Consider the following 18,293-nt stretch of genomic DNA (forward strand, 5'->3'; position numbering starts at 1 on the left):
TTTCGTAGGATGCGTTACTAACGCATCCTACAGGTTGGATATTTTTTTATTAGAAGTTCCTATAACTCCTAACTTCTCACTGCTAATTTTATTTATGAATCAAGTGGCAACTAACTTCAAAGCTAGACGCCCAAGTTCTCGTTCTGGCGATCGCCGCCAAAAACGTAAAAAGACTAGGGCAAATAATAAGTGGCTGTACTTAAGAGCAATTAGAGATGCTTTTGTCAAGCTCAACCCTAAGTATGCAATCAAAAATCCAGTAATCTTTGTGGTTTGGGTAGGGACAATCATCATCCTATTGCTAACGATCGATCCCAACCTATTTGGCCCAGCCCTGCAAAAGAACCCGCAAGTTTTCAACGCCTTGTTGTCAGGGATTTTATTTTTTACAGTTTGGTTTGCCAATTTTGCCGAAGCAGTGGCAGAAGGACGGGGTAAAGCCCAAGCCGATGCCTTGCGGTTAACAAAGTTAGAGGCGATCGCTAAAAAACTTGCTGCCGATGGCACAATTAGTGAAGTTTCATCCACCAGCCTTAAACAGGGGGATACTATCTACGTCGTTGCTGGCGATATCATCCCCGCCGATGGTGAAGTCATCATGGGTGTTGCCTCAGTGGATGAATCGGCAATTACTGGAGAATCTGCACCAGTATTAAAAGAATCAGGCTCCGATGTTGCCAGTTCCGTCACTGGTGGAACGCGGATTATCTCAGATGAACTAATTATCCGTATAACTACTGACCCAGGCAAAGGCTTTATTGACCGGATGATTGCCTTGGTAGAAGGGGCAGAACGCAGCAAAACACCCAATGAAATTGCCCTGACGGTATTGTTAGCAGTTTTGAGCTTAGTGTTTTTGTTAGTCGTAGTCACCTTGCCTGCACTTGCTTACTATGTCAACAGTCCAGTTAACGTCCCAATTTTAATTGCCCTATTAGTAGCGTTAATTCCTACCACCATTGGCGGCTTACTAAGTACCATCGGTATTGCTGGTATGGATCGAGTTGCCCAATTTAACGTCATTGCCACATCAGGACGAGCAGTCGAAGCCTGTGGTGATATCAATACTTTACTTCTCGACAAAACAGGTACAATTACCCTCGGCAACCGTCTGGCAGAAGAGTTTATTCCCCTCAACGGTCATTCAATGTCGGAAATTGCTAATGTTGCTTGGGCGGCTAGTGTCTTTGACAATACACCAGAAGGAAAATCCATTGTCCGACTGGCAGAAAAGTTAGGCGCACGGTTTGATTTTGATTCCACTCAGGCAGAAGCAGTCAGTTTTTCCGCTAAAACCCGGATGAGTGGCACGAATTTACCTGGTGGGTATGAGGCCAGAAAGGGAGCAGTAGAAGCTATTAAAGGATTTGTCCGTTCCCGCAACGGACGCGATACGCCAGAATTGGATGCTGCCTACGAACGAGTTTCTCGCTTGGGAGGTACACCCCTAGCAGTTAGCCTAGATAACGAAATCTATGGGATTGTTTATCTCAAAGATATAGTTAAACCTGGTATCCGCGATCGCTTTCTTGCACTGCGACGGATGGGAGTACGTACCATCATGCTAACCGGAGACAACCGAATTACCGCTTCTGTCATTGCTAAAGAAGCTGGGGTTGATGACTTCATTGCCGAAGCTACACCAGAAGACAAAATCAGTATCATTAAACAGGAACAAGCAGCAGGAAAACTAGTTGCCATGACGGGAGATGGAACTAATGATGCCCCAGCATTAGCTCAAGCTAACGTCGGCGTGGCGATGAATACAGGAACGCAAGCTGCAAAAGAAGCCGCTAACATGGTCGATTTGGACTCCGATCCTACAAAGCTACTCGATATCATTGGTATTGGTAAGCAATTGTTGATTACTCGCGGGGCATTAACGACATTTTCCATCGCTAATGATATTGCTAAATACTTTGCAATTATTCCAGTGATATTTGTCGCTGCTAATTTGCAAAGCCTGAATATTATGAATTTGACTAGCCCTAAATCTGCTGTACTCTCAGCATTGATTTATAATGCTTTGATTATTCCTGCTTTGATTCCCTTGGCATTAAAGGGTGTGAGGTTTAGACCGCTGACAGCTAATCAGTTACTCCAACGTAATATCTTAATTTACGGCTTAGGTGGGGTGATTGCACCGTTTATTGCCATTAAGTTGATCGATGTACTGATTACACTTGTAGGTTTGGCTTAAGGATAGCAAAAGTAGAGACGCTGAGAAACGATCGCATCTTGACCAAAGTAAAATAATAAACATTTTTACTTTTACCTGTTGATAGAAGGGACAAGAAGAATATGAATAAATATCGTTTTCATTCAGCACTGCTTTGGCGATATCCTTTGTTTAGTCGCAATGGCATAAACGACAGACCTCTTGCAAACATAATTTTTGCACTCTTAGGGGAAAGGGTAAAGGTTAAAGGGAAAGGATTTTGAGTTTCTTTACCCTTTTCCCAGACAAATGCCAATAAGTCAATATTTACCACTCGCTATTTTCATCTTGCTGTGCTTGAATGTGGTAACTGCCCCAGTTGTTTATGCTGTTGCTAACAGCATCTTGTAATATCCTGTTAGGTAGGCAAAAGAATTAAAAATTAAAAATTAAAAATTAAATTATAGGCGCAATTGGAAAACTTTTTATGGCTATTATTCGAGAAACTATCAGAGCAATTTTTATAACTCTAATGCTTTGGTTGTTGACTGCAATCATCTATCCGCTGGTAATTCTTGTAGTGGGTCAAGTTTTTTTGCCCTATCAAGCGAATGGCAGCATCATGCCTAATCTAAAAGGCGAACCAATTGGTTCCGCTTTGATTGGTCAAGTGTTCACATCTGAGCGATATTTCCATTCTCGTCCCAGTACTGTTAGATATAGCCAAGGCAAAAAAGCCAAGCCAACTGGCATATCTGGAGCCAGCAATCTTGCTGCAAGCAATCCAGAACTACTAAAGCGGATTTTAGAAGAGGCAGATAAATTGCGAGAGGAAAATCTTCAGCCGATAGCTGATATAATTTATACCTCTGGTTCTGGTTTAGACCCGCATATTTCCTTTCAAGCAGCAAAGCAGCAATTGACACGGGTTGCTGGTGCGCGGGGAGTAAAAGAAGATGAGATCCTACGTTTAATTTATAAGTTTACTGAGGGCAGATTTTTATGGATTTTTGGTGAGCCAGGAGTCAATGTTCTCCGATTGAATTATGCTCTTGACTTGCAAGATGTTAATCGTCAGCAAAATCAGTAATTTGTCATTTGTCATTTGTCATTTGTCATTGGTCATTGGTCATTTGTCAGTAGTTATTCTTTCTTTGTCTCCCTCATCTCCCTGCCCCCTGCTCCCCTGCTTTTCCTGCGTTCAGCAAGAACTGCTTTATCCCAACGACAAATTTTTACGCTAACCTACTTAGGATTATACAGATACTAAAAATGAAATGTCAGATCGTAGTAATATTGGTTCGGCTGGGAATGCGCCTCTAAATTCTGCAAGTTACTCGCTTTATCCAGCACGACGACGTGGTAAGCATAAAATCTTTATTGGCATGGCTCCTGGAGTAGGCAAAACCTACCGAATGTTAGAAGAGGGACACGCACTCAAACAGGAAGGAATTGATGTTGTCGTTGGGCTTTTGGAAACCCACGGACGCAAGGAGACGGCTGAAAAGGCAGAGGGACTGGAAATTATACCCCGTAAGCAATATCCTCGCGGTGAGTTGACGCTGACAGATATGGATACAGATGCTATTTTAAAGCGATCGCCGCAATTAGTCTTAATCGATGAACTTGCCCATACCAATGTTCCTGGTTCTCCACGCGAAAAACGCTACGAAGATGTCGAAGTAGTTTTGACAGCCGGGATTGATGTCTACTCCACAATGAATGTGCAACATTTGGAAAGTCTCAACGACTTAGTAGCCAGAATTACAGGTGTGGTAGTCCGCGAGCGGGTTCCTGACAGGATTATGGATGAAGCAGATGAAATAGTGGTAGTAGATGTCACACCAGAAACACTGCAAGAACGGTTATTAGAAGGGAAGATTTACGCACAGCCAAAAATCCAACAATCACTCGATAATTTTTTCCAACGCCGTAACCTAATTGCTTTGCGGGAGTTGGCTTTGCGGGAAGTAGCAGACAACGTAGAAGAAAATGCGATCGCCTCTACTCCCAACGGACAATTTTGTAATATTCACGAGCGGGTTTTGGTGTGTGTATCTACTTATCCCAACTCAGTGCAGCTGTTACGCCGGGGTGCGAGACTGGCTAACTATATGAACGCGCCGCTTTATACCTTGTTTGTTGCCGATCCAGAACGCTTCCTCACTAAGGAGGAAAGCTTGCATATCCACACTTGTGAGAAACTTTGTAAAGAATTTGAAGGTACTTTTCTTCGTATTACCAACAGTAATATAGCTAATGCGATCGCCCAAGTCGCCGAGAAACATCGGATTACTCAAATTGTAATCGGTGAAAGTCAGCGATCGCGCTGGCAAATGCTCCTCAAAGGATCTTTGACGCAAAAATTGGTGCGCTTGCTCAAAAACATCGATTTGCATATTATTGCCAGCGAAAAAATGGTTTCACCCAAATAGGGCAGGGGGCAGGGAGATGAGGGAGACAAGGGGACGAGGGACAACGAGATAAATAAAACTCCTAACTCTTAACTCCTAACTCCTAACTTTTAACTGTTAACTCTTAACTCCTAACTCAGCACTGGCTTAACCTTAGCTTTCCGCTAACAGCACTCTCGATCTGATTTACTTAGAAACTGCTGTATTACACTATTCTAGTATTTCTGACTTTGGTTCTCTCAGTACCAACTCCGGGATCAAATCAGGCGAAAATGATTTTTCGTCATTTTTGAGTGTCTCAGTTTGTTCTTCAGCAGCAGGTAGCCAGTTGATAAATGGTAGGGGTAATAGGGTGCTGAGGTTAGTAATTAGCACCAAGAGCCAAAGTGATTCAAAGTTCGTTGCGGTAATCCCCAGCCAATAGGTGATTAATGCCCCGAATGCATGGGAAACTGTTCCGGCTGAATTATAGATTGACATTAACAAAGCAAATAATGTCGCTTCCACACCAGAGGGACAAAGCCTTGCTGTTAGCACCATCACTTGCATAAAGGCAATTTTCCCCATCACAGTCAGAACCAGGCTATCACCTAAACTAAACCAGTGGTCATCTATACCCAATAGCCTATTTGTGTGAGTCACTAACAACAGCATCGTCATCCCCAAAATGGAGGAAAGGACAGTACTCCAAACAAAAATCACGCGAAAAGGGATGCTTTTGAGGAAACGTTGAAAAATCCAAACACCTGCTAAAGAAGCGAAACTTGTTACCAAATGCACCCGCCCTAAAAATTCTGGTTCAAAGTGGAGTTCGTTGGTAGTGAAGTAGAAAAAGGCTGAGTCAGCATTTGGGGTAGCTTGCCAGATGAAAATAAATGCCGTTGGTAGCCAAATTGTTTTTTGGCTAATGGCTTGGCGTAGCTGCCCCAGCTGATGTTTTATTGGTAAAGGGTTGGTCTGATTACTATCTTGAGCATCTTGGCTAACGGGGGACTCAGCAATTAACCAAGCTACCCCTGAAACGATCAGCGGAAATAAAGCGGTAATCCCAAAGACGGTACGGGTAGTAAAGTATTGCAGCAGCAGACCGCTAAAGTAGGCTGTTATTAAACCTCCGATCGCAGAAGCACCCCAGCACAGAGATTGTAGTGAACCGGCTTTTGCTTGCGATTCGCCTCTGGCTCGTTCTACAACCAACGAGTCAACGATGACATCACTCATGGCGACACTAAGAGAACCAAGAGCGATCGCTAATGTAGCTGCCCAGCTAGTATGAACTATTGTGGCCAAACTCACCCAAGAAGCAGTTCCCAGTATCCCGGATAAAATCAAGTAAGGACGGCGACGATAGCCAAATATGGGCAAGCCATCAGAGATAAAACCAAACACTGGCTTGATCATCCAAGGTAGGAAGACAATTCCCACTAGCGTCGATACCTGAACTGGACTCAGGAGTAGTTCATCTTTGAGAAAAAAGCTAACGGCTAGACGCGATAGCCCTAAAATTCCTTGGACAAAGTAAACGGTAAGAATTGCAATTAACTCCGCATTAGGTTCATTACCCAAGAAGAGTTTTTGTGTTATTGAGTCTTTGACCTTGGACAAGCCAGATGATTGATCTACCATTCGATAAATATTTTTTAAATTTTGTTTACTTGTCTATCATATCGATTCTTAAGAGGTGGGTTTTTTCTCAACTTTTCCTTTGGTTTCTTCTTTGAGTATTATCAAGAGTAGCTTGCTTCCTCAAAGGGGTACGATTACGCTACTTCGACTACGCAGTAATTGAGCGCAATCGAAACTCAGTACAAGTCAGGACAATTCGCTCAACAACCAAGCAGGAGGTTAGGAGTATCAATTAAAACTAAAGTTTCAGGATCTAAGTACAGTTAATAAAAATAATTATACCAAGATGCACAGCGTGTTAGCGTAGCGGTACGAAGTGCGCTATTTGACCGAGACAATTTTAGATTTTAGATGCAAGGATGCAAGGATTAAACTCAAAATCTGAAATCGAAAAAAGGTTTCAAGCCTCTCCATTTATGGAGAATATTTAAAAAAATCATCATTGAAGCCTCTTTTTTAAAGGAAAGGTTAATCCTTGCATCGTAAATCCTTGCATCCAAAATCGACATGACGAAGCCACTGCGGTGGGCGGATTCTCCGACATAAAGCATCCAATCACCGAGGCAAGTAATAAATTAGACTTTTCAAACAACCTCTAAGAGGTTGTTTGAAAAGTGGTTGGCTGTGATTTTAGGCACTAACCGATCCCCCCTAGCCCCCCTTAAAAAGGGGGGAACCGGAATCAAAGTCCCCCTTTTTAAGGGGGATTTAGGGGGATCTAGAACGTTTTGTTACCGAGAAGAAAACTTTTCAAACAACCTCTAATAGCAAGAATTGGTTTAAACGGACTAAAAATACTTTATTAGTCCGTTTAAATCAACTTGAGCTAATAGCCTGAAAATAAATTTTCGGACGGTTTTTAAGCTTTTGTAACAGCTTTTAAGATGGTGGTTCTACACATATTCATGTCGGGAATTAGGAATACTTAACATCTAGAAAAGGCAGTTGCTTGGAACCATTAGCGCCAATAACTTCAATACCTTGTTTGCCACGAATGCCGTCTACTGGCAGAGAAACTATATAAGGTGCGATCGCTGTTAGTCCGATTCCGGGCAAAGTACCAACGACCTCAACTCCCCAATATTCAGGTTGCTGGACGTATACAAGTGGCACAAGATTCACTTCCAAATTCAAGTATGGTTTCGTTCCTTTGACAACTAAAATATAAGTGTCATTTACTATACCAGGACGAATTTCTGCTTCTTCAAAGTCAATTAATCGAGATGACTCTGGTTTTGGTAAAGCTCGGAATTGACTAAGACTTTGCTCTAATGTACTCATTTTTTCTCCTTTAGAAGAACTATGTTGTTGAAGCAACTAATTAAGGAGATAACAAGATATTTTCAATCTTGTACCTTCAACTTTTTAGTTTCTTAGTTAATTCATCAAGCTAGAAAGCAAAGTTTATGCAATACCAACTTCTTCTTTACATTTATTTATCAAGCTCAGAAATTACCATACAAGGTGGTTAATCTAGAAGAATCCTGGCGTTGGCAGTGATGTACCGTCATCTCGTCGTTTGCGATCGCACGATCCTTGAAATCATCAGAGTTCCTACATTATCCGAATAACGATCTCGAACAGTTCGCGTGCAGAGATACCATCGGGGGTGAATTATATGCAGCTTCACAAATAAACGGTATTACAGCAGTTTTCATGTATTTGAATCATATCTGTCGTAGGGACGCAAGTCCTTGTACCCCTACTGCGTGGTCTATTTACCTGAAAATAGCTGTAAACAAGAAGCATATACTACGTTAAATTGATACACAAATGTTTGTAACCGTGTATAATACTGATTTTATGAAGAATTAATGAAGTGAAGAGGAATAAATTTATATATCTATAAGTACTAGTTGACCTTTACTGTCATCTATATGAATACTATACTGATGCCAATTTCAAAAATTTTTGCTAATCAGAACGCACACTCGCACACTCTCTTATATCTATATATTGATATTGCATTCTTTTTTCAAATTGGCATGGTTAAAGAAATCCACTATATTAATACGCCTTCATTTCCTGACTACTGTTTTTTTGAATAAAAATCTATTTTTGTCCAAAACTTCCTAATATAATCGAGTTTCAGATTCACCGTCCTCAGTAGTTTCTTAGCGATGGTTAGGATGGGCTACGTCTACGCTATGAGAGTATGTTTGGTGGAGGTTATTCTTAAATAGCTCTTAATAATATGGCAATCCTTTGGAGCGATCGCTTTCAAATCCTGTAACTTATCGTCACAACCTCACAGCATAACCTTAGATTTCAAAAACTCCCACAGCTTGCTTGTCTGTTAAGGGCGACGACACGCTACACGAGCAAATAAAACTAACTATTTAGCTGCTGTTTAGCTGCTGTTTAGCTGCTGTATTTTGGATTATTAGTGGTTTTCAGACATGAAGAATATATAAAGACAAGTACTGAGATTATACCGATCGGCAAATAATGTAAAGAGTATGCAAAGATATGTCTTTAAGTGTGGACATCTCAGTAAATCTTCAGATATGGTTATCAAAGTGTTATTTAGATGTTCCCTATCTTTAAGCTACATACCTACGGGCAATTGCCCACAACAACTGCATAAAAATTATTTCCCTATCGAAAGTGAATTATTCTCTATATTTACCACAGTAGGGCTACGCTTTGAGAAGAAATATGAAGTGTGGGTTTTAGGCATTCAAGCTTGATTTTTCGACACTTTGTCAGTGATGGCTAGGTTGATCTGTGGATCGAGAATGAGAAAAAAGTGTTAAACCATCTGTTTTCCTAAATACACGCTCATAAATATGTAGAATGCTAAGACTTAGATAGTCTTAACTAGCATTATTAACGGGTACACAAATAACGAATGAAAAAGGAAATAGGGAATAGGCAAAGAATTTAACTTTGAATCTCCTGCCCTTCTCCTGTCGGAGACGCAAGGCGAACGGGTTCGGCAGTCCCCCAGACGCTCGTTCCTCGCTACCGCTAGCGCTAACGACGGGAACCGCCAAGACGGGGGCTGCCTCACCTCTTGCCTTTTTCAAGTCAGTTAGATAAGTCCTACTTAAAAGCTCATCAATAGGGTAAATCTTCGAGAAAATGCTAACCCTCAAGGGTGGCATAACACTATGTCGAAAGCGTCAACTCTCGGCGATTTCCGTATGTCCTCAAACAACATTAACAACAAGTTAATAGCTGAAGTTACTCAAAATATCGATTCAGGAAGGTAAGAGTTATGGTGAATATTATTGGAACCAACGGTAAAGATACTCTATTGGGTACTCAGGACGCAGATACAATTAACGCTAAAGTGGGTGACGATATCATCGATGGCAAAAATGGCAACGACCTTTTAAGCGGTGATGCCGGAAATGATACCCTCATTGGTGGTGCAGGCAATGATACTCTCCTTGGTGGTACGGATAACGACTCCCTCCGTGGTGGTACGGGTAACGACTCTCTCCGTGGTGGTACTGGTAATAACATAGTGCGGGGTGATGAGGGAAATGATACCCTTGATGGTTCCTATTCTTCTGGAAATAACATCCTCAGTGGAGATGCAGGGGATGACTACCTTGATATTAGCTATTCTGCTGGTAACAATACGGTTTCAGGCAAAGACGGCGATGATTTCTTTTACGCAGATGAAGTCCGGGGTAGAAACACTCTCAATGGAGGCGCTGGTAATGATGACTTCCATTTGTCCGTCTCAAAAACTGCCCCCTCTTCCTTAACGACTCAAAGTGTAAATGGAGAAACAGGTCAGGATTATTTGTCTGTATATTACACCCGTTCTACTAAAGCTATCACTTCGAGTTTCGATGCTGCTACTAACACTGGCTCAATTCAGGCTGGCACAAATCGGATTAACTACACCAATATCGAACAATTAGAAATTAGAGGTACAACCTACGCTGATTTTATTGTCGGAAGCAATGGCAACGATTTACTCTTCGGAGGCAGTAGTGGCAACGATTCAAATTATGGCAATGATACAATTTTTGGCGGCGAAGGTAACGATTACTTGAATGTTGATTATTCAACAAGCGATAATATCCTTGACGGTGGTGCTGGTAACGATCAATTCAGTGCTAGCTCGTCAACAGGCGATAACCTAATCTCTGGTGGCGATGGCAATGATAATCTCTCTGCGTCTAAGACAGATGGCAATAACACTCTCAACGGTGGTGCTGGTGACGATCAATTAGATGCTAACTATTCAACAGGTGATAACCTACTGAATGGAGGAGATGGCAATGATTCTCTTAGCGCCTCTCGCGAATATGACTATTCCGCCTCTTTTACCTCCGGGAATAACACTCTCAATGGTGGTGCTGGTGACGATCAATTGAGTGTTAACTATTCAACGGGCGATAACATTCTCAATGGGGGGGATGGCAATGATTCTTTCTTTGCCTCTGGCTATTACGACGACAAAAAAGCCGAGGGCAAATTTGGTAATAACATTTTCAATGGAGAGAATGGTAATGATTCCTTCTCTTTCGTCCTATATACTTCTCCATCTTCCTTAGCGACTCAAACAGTAGATGGGGGAACAGGTAACGATTTGTTGAGCGTTTCGTATATCTATCCTAGTGGGGGAATTACAACAACATTCAATGCTGCTACTAACACTGGCTCGATTAAGGCGGGCACGGATCTGATTAACTACAAGAATATCGAAGGATTACATATCTCAGGTACAGCCTACAATGACTTGATTGTGGGGAGTAATGGCAACGATACTATCTCGCTCTACGGGAGTAGTAGTGGCAATGATACTATCGATGGCGGAAAAGGTGATGATTTATTAGAAGGTTATTATTACAGTAATTCTAGCGGGGGTGAGGGAATCACTTCGACATTCAATGCTGTTACTAACACTGGCTCCATTACATCAGGCACGAATCAGGTTAGTTACAAGAATATCGAACGATTAAATATTTCAGGTACAGCCTACGATGATTTGATTGTCGGGGGCAATGGCAACGATACACTCACCGGAGGCGATCGCGGCAAAGATACTATAGATGGAGGGAAGGGTGACGATTTGTTGTCTTTCTATAACTATTCCATCAGCCAGGGAATCACTTCGACATTCAATGCTGCTACTAATGCTGGTTCGATTACAGCAGGCCCGAATCAGGTTAGCTACAAGAATATCGAACAATTAAATATCTCAGGTACGAACTATGATGATTTGATTGTGGGGAGCAATGGCAACGATACCCTGGCTGGGGGACGTGGAAATAACACGATTCTCGGCGGTGCAGGTAAGGATTACTTGAGTGCTGACTATTCAAATGGGAATAATTCGCTCTCTGGTGGTGATGATAATGATTCTCTGAACGTCTCTGGTTCCTACGACGACTACCGAGGCGATTTTGATCTTGATGCTATCTCTGGTAAGAACACCCTCAATGGTGGCGCTGGTGACGATAACTTAGTTACTAACTATTCATCAGGCAATAACCTACTGAATGGGGGCGATGGCAATGATACTCTCACAGCCGCTGGTTCAGCCTCCTTATATTCCTCTTATGGAGCTTATACTGTCTCTGGGAATAATACGCTTAACGGTGGTGCTGGTGACGATCGCTTGATTGTTGACTATTCATCAGGCAATAATCTACTGGACGGAGGCGATGGTAATGATACTCTCACAGCCTCTGGTGCCTCTGGCAAAAACACCTTCAAAGGTGGCAAGGGTAATGATAACCTTTATGGAGGAGCTGGTACTGATACCTTTGTTTTCAATAGTTTCAATGAAGGCGTTGATAATATTTATAACTTCAATGCGACTAATGAACTGATTCAGGTATCGGCTACTGGTTTTGGTGGTGCGTTATCATCAGGTTTACTCTCAGCTAGCTCTTTTACCCTTGGAACATCTGCGACAACGAGCAATCAGCGATTTATCTATGACAATACTACAGGCGCGCTATATTTTGACCAAGATGGCAGTGCGGCTGGATTTGCTCAGGTACAATTTGCCCAACTATCTAGTGGAGTGTCACTAAGTCAAAATAACTTGGTAGTTGTTTAATCCTCAACCCTACAGTCAAATAGAAATCTTCAGAATGCGAGGTGTTATATTCAGCACCTCGCATTCGCTTCATCAATGGAATTATGAAACCACGCGGTAGAATAATTGTTTCAATCAGTGCAAATGGCGAGGCGATATGCTACCGCTTTGCTTTGCTAACGCGCTCCGTCCGATCCAAGAGCAAGCAGTTACCCATCTCTTTTAAGAGCGATCGCTTGTAAATTATTGAGAGATCGACAAAAAGCCTTAAATTGAATATACAGCAGATTTCAAGTTGTAAGACAAACAAGCTAAATCTGTTACTCAGATATAAAGCGTGTTTTACTCCTGAATTCTGACTTCTGAATTCTGAATTCTGCTGTATCTATTCAGTTTAAATATAAGCTTTAGAAGTGTGGTGTCCAGAAAAAAAGCCAGTCAGATTACTCAGGTTTTGAAGAATCAGCACAGAGCTAAAGAAGCTTTTAGCGATCGCCTCTACGCACTCATTGCATTAATCCTCTGCTTAATAATTGTTGCTTGCACTAATACATATCAATCCTCGCCTTCCCCATTTAATAAGTTATCCAGTGAAACTACTGATTTAAGGATTTGGTGGGATAAAGGGTTTACTCAGGAAGAGGATGAAGCTCTCAAGCAACTAGTTAGCCAGTGGGAAAAACAAACTGGCAACAAAATCAAGCTTTCTTTATATTCTACAGATGAGCTAACACGGAAAATTCAAAGAGAAATTCAGGCTGGTAATCTACCTGATATTGTTACCAGTTATACTGCCGACCGAGAAATTATTCCTCGTTTAAGTTGGGAAGGCAAACTAGCAGATGTATCAGATGTAATTGAGCCACTTAAAAGTTTTTACCCAGAAAAAATCCTCAAAACTGTTCAGTCTTATAACAATGTTACTCAAAAGCGAAGCTACTATGCTCTGCCAATGAGCCAAGCAACTATTCACATTTTTTACTGGCGAGATTTGCTAAAGCAAATAGGTCGTAAAGAAAGTGATATACCAAAAGATTGGGATGCTTTTTGGGAGCTTTGGAAACCAATACAGGATGACTTGCGGACAAAACAAATACCAGATAAAAAACCAAATATTTGTGGATTAGGATTTACCTTCGGCATTAGTTCTGCTGATACATACTACTTGTTTGAGCAGATTTTAGAAGCATACGACGTGCAAATTTTAGATTCTATGGATAAACTTATCCTTGACGACCTGAAAGTGCGTCAAGGCATTATTAACAGTTTAAAATGGTATACAAATTTTTATCAGCAAGGCTATGTACCACCAGATGCCATAAATTGGTTGAATCCAGATAATAATCGTAGTTTACTTAATCAAAGCGTGGTTATGACTCCTAACAACTCGCTTTCAATTCCTGCTGCTGTGCGGCAAAACCCTGATACATATTATCAAAAACTTGGTATCTTAGAGTTTCCAAATAAACCCAATGGCTTGCCAATGCGCTACTTAATTACAGTTAAGGAAGCGTTTTTATTTGCTGATTCTCAGAAACAGAAACTAGCTAAGGAGTTTCTTGCATACTTAATACAACCAGAAGTGATGGGAAATTATCTCAAGGCTTCTGGAGGCCGTCATTTACCAGTTTTAACATCGGCGTGGGAAGATCCTTTTTGGAAAAATTCCAAAGATCCTTATCTCTCGACTGCCATTAATATATTTCTCAACAGAGAAACTCGCCCATTTTATTTTGTGCAAAACCCAGCTTATAGCTTAGTTTTAAAAGATAATGTTTGGGGTAAGGCGCTTAATCGAATTGTTGTAGATAAAATTTCTCCAGAGCAAGCAGGTGATGAAGCGATCGCCCGAATTAAGCAAATTTTTGACCAATGGCACTAAGCTTTTACAAATATGACATTTAAAACAAAAGCTAGTCAAATTGCTAAAGGCTTTCATAATCAGCCGCAATATTACCATTATCGCAGATATGTGTTCATCGTATTGACACTCAGTTTGATAATTATTGCATGTACTAATACCTCTCAATTAAAACAATCTTCAGTCACCCATTCGCCTACTGACAACACAGTTTTAAAGATTTGGTGGGATAAAGGTTTTACTGTCGATGAGGATGAAGCAATCAAGCAGTTGGTAAGCAACTGGGAAAAACAAACTAATAATCAAGTCAAGCTTTCCTTCTATATCGGCGATGAGCTACCGCAGAAGGCGCGTAGAGCTATTCAGGCGGGTAATCCACCCGATATCATGATGAGTTACGGCGCTGAGAGAGCGTTGAATCCGCATTTGGCTTGGGAAGGAAAGCTGGCGGATGTAACGGATGTAATTGAGCCAGTCAAAAATCTTTATCCTGAATATGCCCTGCAAGCTGTTAATTATTACAATCATGCTGCAAAAAAACGAAGCTACTATGCAGTTCCAATCAATCAGGCAACAGTTCACATTTTCTACTGGCGAGACTTGCTAAAGCAAATAGGTCGCACTGAAAGCGATATCCCCAAAGATTGGAATGGTTTTTGGGAATTTTGGAAACAAGTGCAGAACAAATTACGGGCAAAACAGCAAAAACAGCATATTTATGGACTAGGTTTTCCTTTTTCTACTGGAGCTTCAGATACCTACATCTTTTTTGAGCATATTTTAGAAGCATACGATATACAAATTCTTAACTCAAAAGGTAAACTTTTGATCGACGAGCCAAAGGTCAGACAAAAAATTATTCAGGCATTAGATTGGTATACCAAATTTTACCAACAAGGTTATGTGCCACCAGATGCACTCAATTGGTTAAATCCAGACAATAATCGCAGCTTGCTCAACCGTGTGGTGATGATGACTCCTAACAACACCCTCTCAATTCCTTGCTCTGTGCGCCAAGATCCCGACACCTATCGCCATAAGCTTGGTATTTTAAAATTTCCCAACAAACCCAACGGCAAGCCAATGCGTTATCTAGTCACACTTCGGCAAGCAGTTTTGTTCGCTGATTCCCAGCAACAGAAAAAAGCTTTGGATTTTCTTGCATATCTCACCCAATCACAGGTGATAGATAAGTATCTGAAAGCTGCTGGAGGTTGTAATTTACCTGTCATCAAGACACTTTGGCAAGACCCTTTTTGGAAAAACCCAGCTGACCCACACGTTTCAACTGCTGTTAAGACGGTGACGGAAGGTTCAACGCGGTTGTTTTATTATGTCCAAAACCCGGCATACAGCGTAGTGTTAGAGGAGAATATCTGGGGAAAAGCTCTGAATCAAATAATTGTAGATAAAATTTCTCCAGAGCAAGCAACTGATGAAGCAATTAAGCAGATAAAACAGATTTTTGCTCAATGGTAATCAATAATTATTTATATTAACTAAAGGAATAACCTATCTACATGAATAATAAAAAAGATAAATATCTTTAGAATAAGAAACAAGTTGTAAATATATGAACTTCTGGAATCAGCACCTAACTATTAAAGTTGCCAGTTCCTTCTTATTCCTATCCTTGGTAACTGTAGGTGTAGTAGGAGGATTTGCTTTTATCAATGCGAGGGAAGCTTTGAAGCAAGCTGCTTTTGAACGGCTCAGTGCTGCTGCCACTCTCAAAGAAGAAGAAATTACCCGTTGGTTTGAAGACCAAGAACGAGACTTTCTCTTAGTAACTCAGTTTCCAGACGTACAAAATAATTTTCAAATCCTTTTAAATTCCAAACCCGCCGACGCAAATTATCGAAAAGCTTACAAAGTTCTCTCAAATTATCTTGCAAACATGGCTACAATCAAGCCAAGTCTGGGAGAAATTTCCATTCTTGACCGGAGCAATCGGATTATTTTATCTACTAATAAACAGCGTGAAGGTCAATATGAAATTTCAGCTAACATCACCTATATTGAACAGATTCAGCCAGGAGACTCTTTTGCCCCCATCTTTTATGCCTCACCGATTACTGGTAAGCCATCAGTTACTTTTGCAACCCCTCTACGTGATGCAGCCAAGGTACGTCAAGGTGTTCTTTTAGCCGATCTAAATTTAAGCAGAATAGATCAAATTGTACGGGAACGTACAGGCTTAGGTAAGAGCGGAGAAACTTATTTAGTTGGTTCTTTAGTAACTAAAAACGCTTTTATTTCTAAAGAGAAAGATAAAACATCGGACTTTTCTCAAGGAGTTAGCAGCCAAGGTATTGATGCAGCAATGGGTGGAATTAGTGGTCAAGGACTTTATCCAAACTATGCTGGAGTATTAGTAATTGGGGTATATCACTGGCTCAATGACCAAGACCTAGCCTTAATGGTGGAGATGAACCAGGAAGAAGCCTTTGCACCGGCTCAACGATTAGCAGGAACGATGATGCTAGTGGGATTCTTATCAATGGGATTTCTATTGATTGGAGTGTCTTGGCTAACGCGACAGTTAAAAATTTCTGGCGAACAGTTAGAGAATTATAGCCATAGATTAGAACTAAAAGCCAAAGAAGCCGAAACTGCCAACCGTGCCAAAAGCGAATTTCTTGCAAACATGAGTCACGAACTTCGTACTCCTCTAAACAGCATCCTTGGCTTTACTCAGTTAATGATGCGCGATTCTTCTATCAATGTTTCTCAGTTGGAACATTTAGAAATTATCAGTCGCAGTGGAGAACATTTGCTTACCTTGATTAATGATGTGTTGTCAATGTCCAAAATTGAGGCGGGTTTAACGACACTGAATAACAATAGCTTTGACTTGTACGCTCTACTTGATTCACTTGAAGAGATGTTTCAAATTAAAGCGGAATCCAAAGGTTTACAGTTGATGTTTGAACGTAGACCGGAAGTTCCTAGATATGTGCATACAGATGAAAGTAAATTGCGTCAAATTTTGATTAATCTCCTTGGTAATGCTATCAAATTTACTCAAGAAGGTGGCGTCAGTTTACGAGTGAGAATGAAAGAAGAAAGTAAACTACAGCAACAAGAAGGGACACAAGTAATAAGCAACTCTCGTCCGTCATTCTTTTGGCTTCATTTTGAAGTTGAAGATACTGGGACAGGGATTGCACCTGCCGAAATTGAAAAGTTGTTTAAACCCTTTGTTCAAACAGAAGCAGGTCGAAAATCTCAGCAAGGAACAGGTTTGGGTTTAACTATTAGCCAACAATTTGTGCATCTAATGGGGGGAAGTATTACTGTTAACAGTACTTTGGGACAAGGAACGATTTTTTCTTTCGATCTGCAAATTAGTTTAGCAGAAGTAGCTGAAGCTCCAATTCTACAGCTAAAACGACAAGTAATTGGTTTAGAGCCTAATCAACCAAAATACCGAATCTTAGTAGTTGAAGATAAATGGGAAAATCGCCAACTCTTAGTCAAGATGCTAGTATCCCTTGGCTTCGAGGTACGTCATGCAGAAAATGGTCAAGAAGGGGTGACTCTTTGGGAAACTTGGGAACCACAACTGATTTGGATGGATATGCGGATGCCTGTAATGGATGGGTATGAAGCTACTAAACAAATTAGAGCTACTTTAAAAGGTCAAGCTACTGTGATTATTGCCCTAACTGCTAGTGCTTTTGATGAGGAGCGCTTTGTGGTTTTATCGGCTGGCTGCAACGATTTTGTACGTAAGCCGTTCCGAGAGGAAGTAATCTTAAATATGATGTCTAAATATTTAGGGGTGCGCTATATATATGCAGAGAAACCCCTTCAAAAAGACGAATTTGCTGAAAATTCCGACCTGAAACTTTTATCATTAGAAGAGATGCTGGCTCAGATGCCTACTGAATGGGTAGCACAGCTCCACCAAGCGGCACTGTGTACTGATGAAAAGCTGATTTTTAGCTTGCTTGAGCAAATTCCTGAAGAATCTGCTCTTTTGACAAACACTCTGTCTGATTGGGTTAATAACTTTCGCATTGATAAAGTTATTGATTTAACACAATCGTAAAAAATGATTTTTGAATCAGAATTCAGGGGTCAGAATTTAGGAGTCAGAATTTAGGAGTCAGAACAATAAATGGGGGGATTAATATGATGTCCGCTTAATTATTTATTAAACACATCTGGCGTGTGGAGTGCAATGACTGTGGAAATTATAACTAATGAGCCAGAGTTGAT

The 18,293-nt window shown here is 40.9% G+C and carries 9 protein-coding genes; 7 read left to right on the forward strand and 2 right to left on the reverse strand.

Translation table 11 applies throughout. The annotated features are described in order from the left end of the window. Nucleotides 1-94 precede the first annotated feature (94 nt). The 3 genes from kdpB (at nucleotide 95) to RM368_RS19015 (ending at nucleotide 4,593) form a co-directional block, all read left to right on the forward strand. On the forward strand, nucleotides 95-2,200 hold the full coding sequence (gene kdpB, locus RM368_RS19005; protein ID WP_322695499.1) for a potassium-transporting ATPase subunit KdpB: 2,106 nt from the start codon (nucleotides 95-97) through the stop codon (nucleotides 2,198-2,200). A gap of 445 nt (nucleotides 2,201-2,645) precedes the next feature. Continuing rightward, nucleotides 2,646-3,248 (forward strand): K(+)-transporting ATPase subunit C, encoded by a 603-nt coding sequence (gene kdpC / locus RM368_RS19010; protein WP_322695500.1) that lies wholly within the window; start codon nucleotides 2,646-2,648, stop codon nucleotides 3,246-3,248. A 187-nt stretch (nucleotides 3,249-3,435) separates the two neighbouring features. Beyond that, nucleotides 3,436-4,593 (forward strand): universal stress protein, encoded by a 1,158-nt coding sequence (locus RM368_RS19015; RefSeq protein WP_322695501.1) that lies wholly within the window; start codon nucleotides 3,436-3,438, stop codon nucleotides 4,591-4,593. A 189-nt stretch (nucleotides 4,594-4,782) separates the two neighbouring features. Here the strand turns inward: RM368_RS19015 and RM368_RS19020 are convergent, their stop codons facing one another. Both RM368_RS19020 and RM368_RS19025 read right to left on the reverse strand, forming a co-directional pair. Next, on the reverse strand, nucleotides 4,783-6,198 hold the full coding sequence (locus RM368_RS19020; RefSeq protein WP_322695502.1) for a folate/biopterin family MFS transporter: 1,416 nt from the start codon (nucleotides 6,196-6,198) through the stop codon (nucleotides 4,783-4,785). A gap of 915 nt (nucleotides 6,199-7,113) precedes the next feature. After that, complete coding sequence (locus RM368_RS19025) at nucleotides 7,114-7,479, reverse strand: hypothetical protein (protein WP_322695503.1); 366 nt, start codon at nucleotides 7,477-7,479, stop codon at nucleotides 7,114-7,116. Between the two features lie 1,939 nt (nucleotides 7,480-9,418). Between RM368_RS19025 and RM368_RS19030 the strand changes: the two genes are divergently transcribed. The 4 genes from RM368_RS19030 (at nucleotide 9,419) to RM368_RS19045 (ending at nucleotide 18,123) form a co-directional block, all read left to right on the forward strand. Then, nucleotides 9,419-12,229 (forward strand): calcium-binding protein, encoded by a 2,811-nt coding sequence (locus RM368_RS19030; RefSeq protein WP_322695504.1) that lies wholly within the window; start codon nucleotides 9,419-9,421, stop codon nucleotides 12,227-12,229. A gap of 397 nt (nucleotides 12,230-12,626) precedes the next feature. Beyond that, the gene (locus RM368_RS19035; protein ID WP_322695505.1) at nucleotides 12,627-14,090 is read left to right on the forward strand and encodes an ABC transporter substrate-binding protein; all 1,464 of its coding nucleotides are present in this window, start codon (nucleotides 12,627-12,629) and stop codon (nucleotides 14,088-14,090) included. Nucleotides 14,091-14,102: 12 nt separating this feature from the next. Next, the gene (locus RM368_RS19040) at nucleotides 14,103-15,548 is read left to right on the forward strand and encodes an ABC transporter substrate-binding protein (RefSeq protein ID WP_322695506.1); all 1,446 of its coding nucleotides are present in this window, start codon (nucleotides 14,103-14,105) and stop codon (nucleotides 15,546-15,548) included. 94 nt (nucleotides 15,549-15,642) lie between these two features. Beyond that, the gene (locus tag RM368_RS19045; RefSeq protein ID WP_322695507.1) at nucleotides 15,643-18,123 is read left to right on the forward strand and encodes a hybrid sensor histidine kinase/response regulator; all 2,481 of its coding nucleotides are present in this window, start codon (nucleotides 15,643-15,645) and stop codon (nucleotides 18,121-18,123) included. The last annotated feature ends 170 nt before the right edge of the window (nucleotides 18,124-18,293 follow it).

The sequence above is a fragment of the Nostoc sp. DedSLP03 genome (assembly GCF_034530815.1).
In the GTDB taxonomy this organism is placed as follows: domain Bacteria; phylum Cyanobacteriota; class Cyanobacteriia; order Cyanobacteriales; family Nostocaceae; genus Nostoc.

Bases quoted from the DNA above. Each gene is read 5' to 3' on its own strand.
- RM368_RS19040 (WP_322695506.1), top strand. From the start codon at position 14,103: ATGACATTTAAAACAAAAGCTAGTCAAATTGCTAAAGGCTTTCATAAT.
- RM368_RS19020 (WP_322695502.1), bottom strand. From the start codon at position 6,198: ATGGTAGATCAATCATCTGGCTTGTCCAAGGTCAAAGACTCAATAACA.
- RM368_RS19030 (WP_322695504.1), top strand. From the start codon at position 9,419: ATGGTGAATATTATTGGAACCAACGGTAAAGATACTCTATTGGGTACT.
- RM368_RS19045 (WP_322695507.1), top strand. From the start codon at position 15,643: ATGAACTTCTGGAATCAGCACCTAACTATTAAAGTTGCCAGTTCCTTC.
- RM368_RS19015 (WP_322695501.1), top strand. From the start codon at position 3,436: ATGTCAGATCGTAGTAATATTGGTTCGGCTGGGAATGCGCCTCTAAAT.
- RM368_RS19025 (WP_322695503.1), bottom strand. From the start codon at position 7,479: ATGAGTACATTAGAGCAAAGTCTTAGTCAATTCCGAGCTTTACCAAAA.
- kdpB (WP_322695499.1), top strand. From the start codon at position 95: ATGAATCAAGTGGCAACTAACTTCAAAGCTAGACGCCCAAGTTCTCGT.
- kdpC (WP_322695500.1), top strand. From the start codon at position 2,646: ATGGCTATTATTCGAGAAACTATCAGAGCAATTTTTATAACTCTAATG.